General features: G+C 47.2%; 13 protein-coding genes. All 13 read right to left on the bottom strand.

Translation table 11 applies throughout. From position 1 onward, the window contains the following. Window positions 1–3 precede the first annotated feature (3 nt). Complete coding sequence (gene lpxB, locus LRP50_RS19155) at window positions 4–1,152, bottom strand: lipid-A-disaccharide synthase (protein WP_274166056.1); 1,149 nt, start codon at window positions 1,150–1,152, stop codon at window positions 4–6. After that, window positions 1,152–1,940 (bottom strand): acyl-ACP--UDP-N-acetylglucosamine O-acyltransferase, encoded by a 789-nt coding sequence (gene lpxA, locus LRP50_RS19150; RefSeq protein ID WP_274166055.1) that lies wholly within the window; start codon window positions 1,938–1,940, stop codon window positions 1,152–1,154. The genes lpxB and lpxA overlap by 1 nt, the downstream gene beginning before the upstream one ends. A gap of 2 nt (window positions 1,941–1,942) precedes the next feature. Continuing rightward, a complete protein-coding gene (fabZ, locus tag LRP50_RS19145; RefSeq protein WP_274166054.1) occupies window positions 1,943–2,395 on the bottom strand; it encodes a 3-hydroxyacyl-ACP dehydratase FabZ in 453 nt (150 codons plus the stop codon). 132 nt (window positions 2,396–2,527) lie between these two features. Then, window positions 2,528–3,553, bottom strand: coding sequence for a UDP-3-O-(3-hydroxymyristoyl)glucosamine N-acyltransferase (gene lpxD, locus LRP50_RS19140; RefSeq protein WP_274166053.1), 1,026 nt, complete (start codon window positions 3,551–3,553; stop codon window positions 2,528–2,530). Between the two features lie 12 nt (window positions 3,554–3,565). Continuing rightward, window positions 3,566–4,075: an OmpH/Skp family outer membrane protein gene (locus LRP50_RS19135; protein ID WP_274166052.1), complete on the bottom strand. Its 510-nt coding sequence runs from the start codon at window positions 4,073–4,075 to the stop codon at window positions 3,566–3,568. A 22-nt stretch (window positions 4,076–4,097) separates the two neighbouring features. Continuing rightward, a complete protein-coding gene (bamA, locus tag LRP50_RS19130) occupies window positions 4,098–6,497 on the bottom strand; it encodes an outer membrane protein assembly factor BamA (protein WP_274166051.1) in 2,400 nt (799 codons plus the stop codon). A 32-nt stretch (window positions 6,498–6,529) separates the two neighbouring features. Next, complete coding sequence (rseP, locus tag LRP50_RS19125) at window positions 6,530–7,885, bottom strand: sigma E protease regulator RseP (protein WP_274166050.1); 1,356 nt, start codon at window positions 7,883–7,885, stop codon at window positions 6,530–6,532. After that, window positions 7,882–9,078 (bottom strand): 1-deoxy-D-xylulose-5-phosphate reductoisomerase, encoded by a 1,197-nt coding sequence (gene ispC, locus LRP50_RS19120; RefSeq protein WP_274166049.1) that lies wholly within the window; start codon window positions 9,076–9,078, stop codon window positions 7,882–7,884. The genes rseP and ispC overlap by 4 nt, the downstream gene beginning before the upstream one ends. A gap of 66 nt (window positions 9,079–9,144) precedes the next feature. Next, window positions 9,145–9,993 (bottom strand): phosphatidate cytidylyltransferase, encoded by an 849-nt coding sequence (locus tag LRP50_RS19115; RefSeq protein ID WP_274166048.1) that lies wholly within the window; start codon window positions 9,991–9,993, stop codon window positions 9,145–9,147. A gap of 10 nt (window positions 9,994–10,003) precedes the next feature. Beyond that, window positions 10,004–10,774, bottom strand: coding sequence for an isoprenyl transferase (locus LRP50_RS19110; RefSeq protein WP_274166047.1), 771 nt, complete (start codon window positions 10,772–10,774; stop codon window positions 10,004–10,006). A gap of 75 nt (window positions 10,775–10,849) precedes the next feature. Then, entirely contained in the window at window positions 10,850–11,407 is a 558-nt protein-coding gene (gene frr / locus LRP50_RS19105) for a ribosome recycling factor (RefSeq protein ID WP_028024345.1), read from the bottom strand. A 55-nt stretch (window positions 11,408–11,462) separates the two neighbouring features. Further along, window positions 11,463–12,191, bottom strand: a complete 729-nt coding sequence (pyrH, locus tag LRP50_RS19100) for a UMP kinase (protein WP_016958018.1) — start codon at window positions 12,189–12,191, stop codon at window positions 11,463–11,465. Window positions 12,192–12,278: 87 nt separating this feature from the next. Then, entirely contained in the window at window positions 12,279–13,124 is an 846-nt protein-coding gene (gene tsf / locus LRP50_RS19095) for a translation elongation factor Ts (protein ID WP_274166046.1), read from the bottom strand. Window positions 13,125–13,179: the final 55 nt, after the last annotated feature.

The following is a 13,179-nucleotide window of genomic DNA, read 5'->3' as shown; positions in this document are numbered from 1 at the left end:
GGTTCATCGCCCTATTAAATTGAGAACAGCTTTCGCAGATGCTTTGTCGGCGCCACAACGAATAACATCATGCAAGCGTGTGAATTCAGCCATTAAGTCAGCATTATCACTATCAAGAAAACGCGAAACTTCTATCACCAATTTTTCTGGTGTGCATTCTTCTTGTATTCTCTCTGGCACTAGCTCTCTTCCAGCAAGAATATTTGGTAAAGAGACGAACTCTGTTTTCACTAGGCGACGAGCAATCCAAGCCGTAATAGCATTGACCTTGTAACCAACCACCATCGGCCGCTTAACTAACATACACTCAAGTGCGACTGTTCCTGACGCTAGAAGTACCATATCTGATGCTGCAATCACGTTACGAGCAGTATCATCCACCAACGTAAATTCCAGCTCAGGTGCGATTTCTTTCCACGCGGCCTCAAATTGTTCTCGGCGCTTTTCGTTTACGACAGCAACGGCAAAAGCAAGGTCAGGATAACGCGCTTTCAGCAACTTACAGGTTTCGATAAATATTGGAGCGAGGATTTTCATCTCACCTCCACGACTGCCCGGAAGCACTGCGAGATAACGCGTGTTTTGCGCTAAACCTAACAATTCACGAGCAGCAGATTTATCGCTTTCTAGCGGAATATCATCAGCCATGGTATGGCCAACAAAGTCACAGGGCACATTAAACTTATCGTAAAACGCTTTTTCAAAAGGCAAGAGCGCCAGAACTAAATCTGTAGCAGCGGCAATTTTGAAGATACGTTTTTGACGCCACGCCCATACACTAGGGCTGACATAATGAACCGTCTTGATACCCGCATCTTTTAGCGACTTTTCCAGCCGTAGATTGAAATCAGGCGCGTCAATGCCAACAAACACATCAGGCGGATTTGCGACAAAGTAATCAACGAGTTCACGCTTAACCGTTAAAAGACGGGACAAGCGACCAAGCACTTCCACTAAGCCCATCACGGAAAGCTCTTCCATGTCGAACAAGGTTTCACACCCTAACGCCTTCATTTTTGGGCCAGCAATCCCAACAAACTCTGCATCGGGGTACTGCGCTTTTATCGCTTTAATAAAGCCCGCACCTAAAATATCGCCGGAGATTTCTCCGGCGACTATTCCAATTCGAAGCGGCTTTGCAACAACAGCCATTATCGAATGATACCTCGACTCGATTTCTCGAAGAATTCAACAAAAAGCTGAAGTGCTTCTTCGTCTTTCGCCATTTCAGCAACAGACTTTTTCGCTTCTTCAAGCGTTTTGCCTGAACGGTATACTTCTTTATAAACCGCACGGATCGCTTTAATGGCGCTCTTTTCGAAGCCTCGACGCTTAAGGCCTTCCACATTGATACCAAACGGTTCGCAGTGGTTGCCTTGTGCCATCACGTATGGCGGCACGTCTTTTACAACGATTGAACCACCACCGAGCATACAATGGCTACCAATCGTACAGAACTGATGGATTGCCGTCATACCGCCAACAATCGCGAAGTCGCCTACCGTCACGTGACCAGCAAGGGTTGCGTTGTTGGCAAAAATACAGCGGTTGCCGATCATGCAGTCATGAGCAACGTGCGCGTTAATCATGAACAGGTTATCGCTGCCAACTTGAGTATGACCACCATCTTGAACCGTGCCACGATGCATGGTGACACTTTCACGAATGGTATTGCGATCGCCAATTTCCAGCGTGGTCGGTTCACCTGCATACTTCAGGTCTTGGCATTCTTCGCCAATTGAAGCAAATTGGAAGATCTTGTTATCTCGTCCAATTTTTGTAGGGCCCTTGATCACGACGTGTGTTTTTACTTCGGTGCCTTCACCGATCTCCACCCCTGTACCGACAAAGCTGAATGCACCAATCTTAACGTTAGCGCCGAGGGTTACCCCCTCTTCAACCACTGCGGTTGGGTGAATTTGGGCAGATTCATGGATCACGATTAAAACTCTCTTCTGGCACACTTCAGGTCGGCAGAACACACAACCTTACCATCAACTTTTGCAATACCTGTGAAGGCTGCAATGCCACGTCTTTCTTTAAGGAACTCTACTTCCAGCACCATTTGATCGCCCGGCGTCACAGGCGCACGGAACTTGGCGTTGTCGATACTCGCAAAGTAGTAAAGCTCATTTTCTTTTGGACTACCAAAAGTTTTGAATGCCAATAAGCCAGTAGCTTGTGCCATGGCTTCAAGGATCAATACACCTGGGAAAATAGGAAGCTGCGGGAAATGCCCCGTAAACTGCGGCTCATTCACCGAAACGTTCTTAATTGCATGAAGATATTTACCTTCTTCAAAATCAATAACGCGGTCGATAAGCAGAAACGGATAACGATGTGGCAGCAATTCTCTAATTTCGTTAATGGTCAATACGTTGTTTTCGCGACTCAAAGTAATATTCCCGTATGAAAGCTTATTATTCGTCGTTGATAACGCAAAATGGCCTACTCTGAAGAAATCGGTTAATTAAGACGTATCTCAATGTTCCGGCATCTACAAGCGCAGGCCATCCAAAGACAGCAGTTATTCGCTGTCTTCTAGCTGTTTTTCAACGGCTTTTAATCGTTTATGCATGTCTTCGATCTTCATAACACGTGCAGCAGTTTTCCGCCATTCGCGATTCGCTTGAAGTGGAATACCCGAAGAATACATACCAGGCTCAGTGATAGGTCTCATCACCATACCCATACCAGTGATCGTGGTGCCATCAGCAATTTCAATGTGCCCATTGACTACACAGGCACCACCAAACACGCAGTGTTTGCCAATCTTAGTACTACCCGCAATCACCGTTGCTCCAGCAATGGCGGTATTTTCGCCGATCTCGACATTATGCGCGATCTGACAAAGATTGTCGATGATCACACCATCACTAATCACAGTGTCATCAAGGGCACCACGGTCAATCGTCGTACACGCGCCAATCTCAACACGATCTCCGATCAGTACGGTTCCCACTTGAGGGATCTTAATCCAACGACCTTTGTCATTCGCATAACCAAACCCATCAGAACCGATTACAGTGCCTGACTGCACTAAGCAAGACGCACCAATTTGAACACCATGATAGACACTCACGTTTGCCCAAAGCTTGGTATTCGCGCCCAGTTTTGCGTTTTTCCCGACAAAACAACCAGCACCTATCTGAACGTTGGCGCCGAGCTCCGCCCCATCTTCAATCACCGCATTGTGACCAATCGACACTCCCTCTCCGAGAGTTGCCAAGGGCGAAACATAAGCACTTGGTGCAATATCTGTCGCGCAACGTGGCGTCGAGTCCAACAGTTGAGCGGTCAGTGCGTAACCTAAATACGGGTCTTTAACCACAAGCGCATTGCCACTGCAGTATGCGAGGTCGGCTTCCTTGACCATCACCGCGCTGGCTTGACATTGTGCAAGGTGCTTACGGTACTTGCTGCTGGACAAAAATGTAATCTGCCCATCAGCGGCCTTATCCATACCCGCTATTGAAGAGATGGCAACAGTTCCGTCACCATGCAATTCAGCACCCAGTTTTTCCGCTAATTCAGCGAGCGTAATTGAAGCCATTTTTTACCTTACTTATTTGACTGCTTTCAGTACTTTCTCTGACAGGTCATCTTTCGGGCTTGCATACAAAACGGCTTGGCGATCTAGCACCATGTCATAGCCTTCTTTTTCCGCAAGACGTGCGATGGCCTTTTGCAGTTTTTCTACCAATTTGCGTTGTTCTTCAGCGCTACGTTTACGCTCATCTTCTTTAAGATTGCCGACTTTAAGTTTGTAGTCTGCATCATAAGATTGTAGTTGGCGTTGAAGCTTAGTGCGTTCGCTATCACTCATCAGCTCGCCATTACGCTTCAGTTTTTCAACACCTTTTTGCAATTTGCTTTCCAAACGCTCCACTTCAGCGATGCGATCTTTAAATTCTTTGCGCAGATTCTCGCTCACGTTACTTTGCTTTGCCATTTGCGCCAGCACAGGGCCTGTCGCAACGTAGCCAACTTTTTGAGCCGCCTCAGCTGCAGACGCAAACACGGAAGCACTGAACATGGCTAGGCACAGGCCTGCCGCTTTGATAGTAGGTTTCAATCTATTCTCCTAATATTGAAAATCAGAACGTTTGGCCAATTGTAAAGGTAAAGAACTCCTCATCGTCACCCTCATAGCTCTTGATAGGCTTTGACAATGAGAATACCAATGGCCCCATTGGAGAGCGCCATTGAATCGCTGCGCCATAAGACGCACGATAGTTGCTTGGATCGCTATAATCGTAAATGTATTCTTGCCCACTGATAACGCGAGCGTTATCTAAGTCATACTCGGTATCCCATACCGATGCTGCATCAACAAACACACTCGTTCGAATCGAGTTTTTCATTTCAATGGATACAAACGGCGTTGGCACAATTAACTCGACACTTGCCAATGCAATGGCATTACCACCCACAGAGTCGTTACTACCAACCAACGCTGGATTATTGCCAGCACCTTGGTCGTATACCGCTTTAGGACCAGCAGTGTTCGAACGGAAACCACGCAGTGTTGAGTAACCACCTGCATAAAAGTTTTCATAAAACGGTAGCAAGTACTCGTTCTCATCGTTCTTACCATAGCCATTACCGTAACCCAGACGGCCACGCATGAGCAGCGAGAAGCTGTGTGACTCTGTCAAAGGCACATACTGTCTTACATCGTATTGTGCTTTGAAGTACTGGGCATCAGACCCCGGTACCGTCATGCGGAAAGATGCTCTTTGATAATTACCGGCAGTTGGGAAGAAACCTCGGTTGAGGTTATTGCGACTCCAGCTAACAGACCAATCAAAGTCATCGACTTCGAGTCCGCTGTCATCAGTCACATTATCTCCCATCGAGTCGAGGAATTTCTGGATTTGATAATAACCACCCAGATTTTCAATTTGGCGATGGGTGTAGCCAATCGAGAAGTCGAAGTAGTTCAGCTCATCAAATGGGAAACCCCACGTGAGGCTAGTTCCGTAACTTTTGTCGGTATAATCGACAATGTTTGCGTCTGATGCTTCAAACTCGTTATAGAAGATCTTACCGCCCAAACTGATCCCATCAAGTGTCCAATAAGGGTCGCGATAATCCAGTGTCAGGTTTTTTTGATAATCGTTAATCATGGCATTGATACCAAAACGATTACCGGAACCTGCGAAGTTATCTTGCTGTAAACCCGCTTGGAAGCTAATGCCTGATTCAGTACCGTAACCAATACCAAAGTTAACACTGCCCGAGTTGGTCTCTTTGACGAAATACTCTACATCGACCTGATCATCCGTACCAGGAACACGGGTTGTGCGAACATCAACGGTTTCGAAAAAACCTAGACGGTTAAGACGCTCTTTACTGGTTTCAACCGACTTCGCATTTAGCCACGAGCCTTCCATCTGACGCATTTCTCGGCGTAGCACCTCATCACGAGTGATCTGATTACCAGAAAACTTGATGTTGCGAACATAAACACGCTTGCCCGGATCGACATTCACGTTTAATGCAACGGTATTAGCATCGTCATTAAATTCAGGAATGGTGGCGACTTGAGGGTAGGCATAACCTTGCTCGCCTAGTGCACGCTTAATCTCATCTTCCAAACGCGTCACTTTTTCACCGCTGTAGACTTCTCCGTCTTCAAACGGGACGAGCGATGCAAATGCTGAGCTGTCCTTCCCACCACGGACATTGACGTCAGACACTGTGTAAGGCTGACCTTCGTCGATGTTAAGAGTGATATACACGCCCTTTTTATCAGGCGAAATAGAGACGTTTGTCGCATCAACGCGGAATTTCAAATAGCCACGGTTGAGGTAAAACGAGCGTAGGCTTTCTAAATCTCCAGCTAACACTTGTTTTTGATACTGTTCATTGGCGAGAAAGTTCCACCAAGGCACGTCCGCACGCAACTTAAAATTATTTTTAAGCTCTTCGTCGCTAAACACTGTGTTGCCAATGAAGTTTATCTGCTGAATAGTGGCAGACACCCCTTCAGTGAAGACAAACTTGACGTCAGCACGATTACGCGGAAGTGGAGTGATAACAGCGTTGACCAACGCGTTATACTTACCCACGCTGTAGTAGAAGTCTTCAAGTCCCTTTTCAATATTTGAAAGCGTGGTGCGATCAAGCGCTTCACCAACCCGTAAGCCTGATGCGGAGAGATTCTCCGAAAGCTGTTCATCTTCGATCGCTGAGTTTCCTGAAAACGAAATACTCGCGACAGTTGGTCGCTCAATCACCTTCACTAAAAGGTCATCGCCATCCCTGAAGACTCGAACGTTTTCAAAGTTCCCTGACGAAAATAAGGATTTTATGATCCCTGATACATCGCCTTCATCGATATTGTCGCCAACTCGCACGGGCATCGAAAGCAACGCCGCACCGAGACTGACTCGCTGGAGCCCCTCAAATCGAATGTCTTCTACTACGAACTCATCGGCCGTAACAGAACTAGAAAGAAGAAGAGAGGCCAGTAAAAGTTTTTTCATCGCCATTGCTGCTCTGAGTGTCCTTGCTAAACGCTGATTTATAGTCGGGCAAAATCGTTAAATAACGCCACGGCCATCAGTACTACGATAATGGCTGAACCAACCCGATATCCCATATCCTGCACACGTTCAGAAACGGGGCGGCGTGTTATGGCTTCGACACCAAAAAACAACAGGTGTCCGCCATCAAGAACCGGTAACGGTAACAGATTTATAATGCCTAAATTCACGCTAATCAGCGCGAGAAAACCGAGAAAATATACCAGACCGAAGTCTGCGGTCATCCCTGCACCTTTGGCGATTGAAATAGGGCCACTCAAGTTTTTCACTGCCACATCGCCCGTGAATAACTTTTTGATCATTTGTGCAGTCAGCACCACCACCTGCCACGTTTTATCCATGGCGGCAGGAATGGCTTCCAATGGGCCATACTGCAATGTAAAACGGTACGTTTCAGGCCACTCTCCAACTTGTGGGGCGAAACCTGCGTAACCCACTTGCTTATCCCCTTGCTCGCGACTATTCGGAGTAAGTGAAAGCATCATATCGCGTCCATCTCGGTTAATCGCAATAGGCAGTACTGAATCTGGATGAGCTCGGACAACATTGACGACCACATTCCAATCATCAACAGGCTCACCATCAACAGAGACGAGTTTGTCACCAACTTGTAACCCCGCCTGCTCTGCAGCACTTCCTTCAACAACCTGTGCGATCACGTTGGTGATCTCTGGTGAATAAGGCGTTAATCCTAATGTACGCAACGCTGATTGAGACTCTGGGTCATAAGACCAAGTCGCCAAATCCAGCGATTTATCGACAGTGTAACCTGCGCTCGAATTTGGCATCACCGACAACGTCATTTCGTCATCACCAATGTGCGAAATGAGCTGTAAGTTAACAGACTCCCAATCAGGCGTTTGGATACCAGATACGGCAGTAAGTTCCATGCCGCTCTCTAATCCGGCCTGCGCAGCAATAGATTGGGGAGCTACCTCACCAATCACAGGCTTTATTGCAGGTACGCCCATGACCATGACCAGCCAATAGGCCACGATGGCAAATATGAAATTAGCAAAAGGCCCCGCAGCCACGATAGCACTGCGTTGCCACAATGGGCGATTATTAAATGCCATGTCTTTTTGTTCGGGTGGCACATCGTCAACACGCTCATCGAGCATTTTGACATAACCGCCAAGCGGTATCATTGCTATGGTGTACTCAGTGCCATCTTTGCCGACTCGTTGCCAAATCGCCTTACCAAAGCCAATAGAGAAACGTTCCACTTTCACGCCACATCGGCGAGCGACCCAAAAGTGCCCGTACTCATGCACAGCAACCAAGATACCGAGCGCAACGATGAAAAAGAGTAAATTCCAAAGAATACCGCTCATCGAGTGAACCCCGTCATACAGTCTTGTGCCATTTCACGCGCCTTAGTATCAATTTCAAGTAAACATTCCATGCTTGATGGCTCCACCAGCTCAGCACGTTGTAGCACAGCATCATTAATCTCGGCAATCTGCATAAATCCAATCTTGCCACCTAGAAATGCTTCGACTGCTACTTCGTTCGCCGCATTTAGTGAGGTGGTGGCGGCTTGGCCAACGTAACACGCCTCAATGGCAAGTTTCAGGCAAGGATAACGATCAAAATCGGGTTTCAAAAAGGTAAACTCCCCGACTTCACTAAAGTCGAGCGGCTTCACACCTGCATCAATTCGATTAGGGTAGGCCATAGCATACGCTATCGGCGTACACATATCTGGATGACCCATCTGTGCCAATACAGAACCATCGCGATACTGGACCATAGAATGAATCACCGACTGCGGATGAATAATCACATCAAGCTGTTCTCGTTTAGCATTAAACAGCCAACGCGCTTCAATATACTCCAGCCCTTTATTCATCATAGTGGCGGAATCTACTGAGATTTTGGGTCCCATCGACCAATTAGGATGAGCAATTGCTTGTGCTGGGGTAACCGACGCCAAAACATCAATATCGGTGTAACGGAATGGGCCACCTGAGCCTGTCAGCAAAATCTTACTGACACCTTCAGACGCCAAATCGCAAATACCTGGTTTCGCTTGAATGGAAGAAGGAAGACACTGAAAAATCGCATTGTGTTCACTGTCGACTGGCAGTAGTTCCGCACCATACTGATGCACTGCGTCAATGAAAAACTGACCTGACATGACCAAGGCTTCTTTGTTCGCAAGTAAAATACGCTTACCCGCTTTAACGGCCGCCATGGTAGGCATCAAGCCTGCTGCGCCAACAACGGCAGCCATCACGGTATCGACCTCGTCATGCGCAGCAATCGCACATAAACCTTCGATGCCGCTTAATACTTCTGTTTTCGACCCTTGATTCACTAACGCCAAGCGCAAAGACTTTGCTGCGCTCTCATCTGCCATTGCCGCAAACTTAGGGCTCCACTTCAAACATAGTAGAAGCATTTCGTTGACATTGGCATTCGCGGAAAGCGCAAACACACGGTACGCTGAAGGATTTTTTTCAACTACGGCGAGCGTGCTCGTTCCAATTGAACCAGTTGCACCAAGAATCGTTAAATTACGCATAGAACACTCTAATCATTGTTTCGTCTGGTAGAAAGGCGATTCACCGGCTGAGAGCCGGTGAATGATTTAAGCCAACCAGAAATACAATACAGTGAAAACAGGAAAGGCAGCAGTTAGGCTGTCGATTCTATCCAGTATTCCACCGTGACCGGGGAGAATACTGCCACTGTCTTTCACGCCAGCCACTCGTTTAAACATGCTTTCAGCAAGATCACCTAGTACGGAGGCAAATGATGTCACCAAGGCGACGACGCCAAGCATAGGAAGTGAAGAAAATGGAATCGAAAAGTAGTTCGCCGCAACAAGAGTGACGGCAACCGAGGCTATCAAACCACCAATAAGACCCTCAACGGTTTTATTCGGGCTAACAGAGGGTGCCATTTTACGTTTTCCAAAGCGCTTACCTGAAAAATATGCCCCCGTATCCGCAGCCCAAACGAGCAGACAAACGGTCAATACCAATTTGGCACCGAGAAAAGGGTCAAGCTCATAGTGATAAGCACGAAGTAACAGTACACTCCACAGAAAGGGGATCAGCGTTAATACGCCAAAAACCTGTTGTAACGGTACACTGTTAGCCCACCACCCTGTTGCTTTGGGGTACTTCAAAACCATACCGGTTGCCACTAACCACCACAGTGCACCGATTAACGCAATCGCGCCTGCATTGAAGGTGGATAAATTCATTCCTAATTCTGACAGTGGCAATAAAAACGCCGAGCTAAGAAGCACCGCTGCGGGCACGAAAAAAGCCCCCAGACGAGAAGACGTTGCGACAAATTTAGTCCATTCCCATTGACCAAGCAGGGTAACACCAGCCACGGCAATGATAAAAAGTTGGAACGGCAAAAAGAAGATACCTGCGATAACTAATGGCGCTAACACAGAAGCCGTTAAGACACGTTGTTTCAGCAAACGAAACCCTCTATTTTTCTACTTGTAACATGGCCTTAATTTGTTCACCGGTGCAGCCAAAACGGCGCTCACGGTTGATAAACCAAGCAATGGCTTCGGTAAGACTAGTCTCATCGAAGTCGGGCCAAAACTGTTCAGTAAAATACAGCTCTGCATAAGCTGCCTGCCACAACATAAAGTTACTGATGCGGCACTCTCCACTGGTTCGAATCATCAAATCAACATCAGGCATAAACGCTGTTGTTAGATGTGCTTGAATATCGGCTTCGGTCAACTGTTGCGGTGGAATCTCTCCCCGCTCAACTTGACCCGCCAATTTTTGAACTGCTTGTAATATATCCCATTGTCCGCCGTAGTTAGCGGCCACGTTCAAAGTGAGTCCGCGGTTGTTCGCAGTCATCGCTTCTGCCGATGCAATCTTATCTTGTAACGACTGACTAAATCGCGACTTATCGCCGATTACCTTGAGCCGTACACCATTTTTGTGAAGGCGTTTTACTTCACGTCCTAAAACCGTGACAAAAAGCTCCATCAATAGGCTGACTTCTTCTTCAGGACGACGCCAGTTTTCACTGCTGAACGCAAACAGGGTTAGTACTTGTATACCTAGGCGATTGGCAGTAGAAACCGTTTTTCGAACTGCATCAACACCGGCCTTATGCCCAAACATTCGGGCTTTACCGCGCGCTTTTGCCCAACGGCCATTTCCGTCCATAATGACGGCAATGTGTTTTGGAAGCAGGCTAGGATCTATCTCTAGACAGGAGGATTGGGAGCTCATCATTATCCTTCGCAAATAAAAAGCGCTGTACTGCTAGCACAGCGCTTTGGCAATGGAATCAGAGTGTAGCCGGAATTAGACTTCCATCAACTCTTTTTCTTTCGCTTCAAGAATCGCGTCAATATCTTTTACTGCTGCGTCTGTCAGCTTTTGAATGTCGTCTTGACCACGACGCTCATCATCTTCAGAAATGTCTTTCTCTTTTAGAAGACCTTTCAAATCACTGTTCGCATCACGACGAATATTACGTACTGCAACGCGACCGCCTTCAGCTTCACCACGAACGATCTTAACGAGGTCGCGACGACGCTCTTCCGTTAATGGTGGTAATGGAACGCGAATGACTGCACCTGCAGACATTGGGTTCAAGCCCAAACTTGAGCTCATGATTGCTTTTTCAACAGCTTGCGATATTGAGCGATCGAAAACAGTGATAGCAAGTGTGCGTGAGTCTTCAGCAACGATAGAAGCTAGTTGCTTCAGAGGGGTCGGTGCACCGTAGTATTCGACAGACAGACCATCGAGAAGTGCAGGGTGTGCACGACCTGTACGGATTTTAGACAGAGTATTCTTCAGCGCTTCAACGCTTTTCTGCATGCGTTCTTTCGCATCTGCGTTAATTTCATTGATCACGAGAGTATCCTTGAAAATTCTTTTTCTAATTCACGGATTATGCCATTAAATTAGATTAACCGTTATTAATTAGTGTGCCTTCTTGCTCACCCATCACAACTCGGCGCAAAGCACCTGGCTTATTCATGTTAAATACACGCATCGGCATCTTGTGATCACGTGCCAAAGTAAAGGCAGCTAAGTCCATCACTTTCAGTTCTTTTTCCAGCACGTCTTGGTAAGTCAGGTGGCTGTAAAGCTCCGCATCAGGGTTTTTCGCTGGGTCATCAGTGAACACACCATCAACCTTTGTAGCTTTAATCACGATGTCTGACTCGATTTCAATACCGCGTAAACACGCAGCTGAGTCAGTGGTGAAGAATGGGTTACCGGTACCTGCAGAGAAAATCACCACGCGACCATTGCGAAGCTGGCTAATGGCTTCAGCCCAGTTGTAGCTGTCACACACGCCCTGCAAAGGGATTGCAGACATTACCCGCGCGTTCACATAGGCACGGTGCAACGCATCACGCATTGCCAGACCGTTCATCACGGTTGCTAGCATACCCATGTGGTCGCCCACAACCCTGTTCATACCCGCTTCTGCAAGACCTGCACCACGGAATAGGTTACCACCGCCGATAACCAAGCCAACTTGTACGCCAAGCTCAACAAGTTCTTTAATTTCTTGCGCCATGCGGTCCAGAACGGCTGGGTCAATACCGAAGCCTTCTTTTCCTTGCAGCGCTTCGCCGCTCAATTTAAGCAAAATTCGTTGATAAGCTGGTTTTGGGTTTGTAGTCATGCTCACGACCTTTAGGCACTTACTTATACGGATGGGATTGTAAAAAGACCGCAGGATTCTGCGGTCTTTTGGGTTCTCTAGAAAGGATTAACCTTTCTGAGCAGCAGCAACTTCTTCAGCGAAGCTCATGCCAGAAGCTTTTTCGATACCTTCACCTACTTCTAGGCGAACAAAGCTAGAAACTGACGCGCCTTTCTCTTTCAAGAATTCGCCAACAGATTTCTTAGGTTCCATGATGAATGGTTGACCAGTTAGAGAAACTTCGCCGGTGAATTTCTTCATGCGGCCAACAACCATTTTCTCAGCGATTTCTTGAGGCTTGCCTTCGTTCATCGCGATTTCAACTTGGATTTGTTGCTCTTTAGCAACAACGTCAGCTGGTACGTCTTCTGGAGTAACGAATTCTGGCTTAGAAGCAGCAACGTGCATAGCTACGTGCTTAAGAACTTCTGCGTCGCCTTCACCAGCAACAACAACACCAATGCGCTCGCCGTGACGGTAAGAAGCAATAGATGCGCCTTGAACGTATTGAACACGACGGATAGAGATGTTCTCACCGATCTTAGTCACTAGAGCGATACGTGCTTCTTCGAATTGCGCTTGCAGTTCTTCAACAGTCGCTTTAGACGCTAGGGCTGCTTCAGCAACTTCGTTAGCGAATGCAGAGAAGTTACCATCTTTAGCAACGAAGTCAGTTTGGCAGTTAACTTCAACCAATACTGCAACACCATCAGCATCTTTGATGATGATAGCGCCTTCGGCTGCGATGTTACCTGCTTTCTTAGCAGCTTTCGCAGCGCCACTTTTGCGCATGTTTTCGATTGCTAGTTCGATGTCAGCGTTTGCTTCTACAAGCGCCTTTTTACATTCCATCATACCTGCGCCAGTACGCTCACGCAGTTCTTTAACCAGGGCAGCGGTAACAGTTGCCATTGTTCATTCCTCGATTCGAAACTTTTGGGTAAAAATCAGGGGCCTAATATGGGCC

The organism is Enterovibrio gelatinilyticus (genome assembly GCF_028683095.1).
GTDB classification, from domain to species: domain Bacteria; phylum Pseudomonadota; class Gammaproteobacteria; order Enterobacterales; family Vibrionaceae; genus Enterovibrio; species Enterovibrio gelatinilyticus.
The sequence above is the reverse complement of the archived record's forward strand: the minus strand, read 5'-3'. Positions and strand labels throughout refer to the sequence as shown.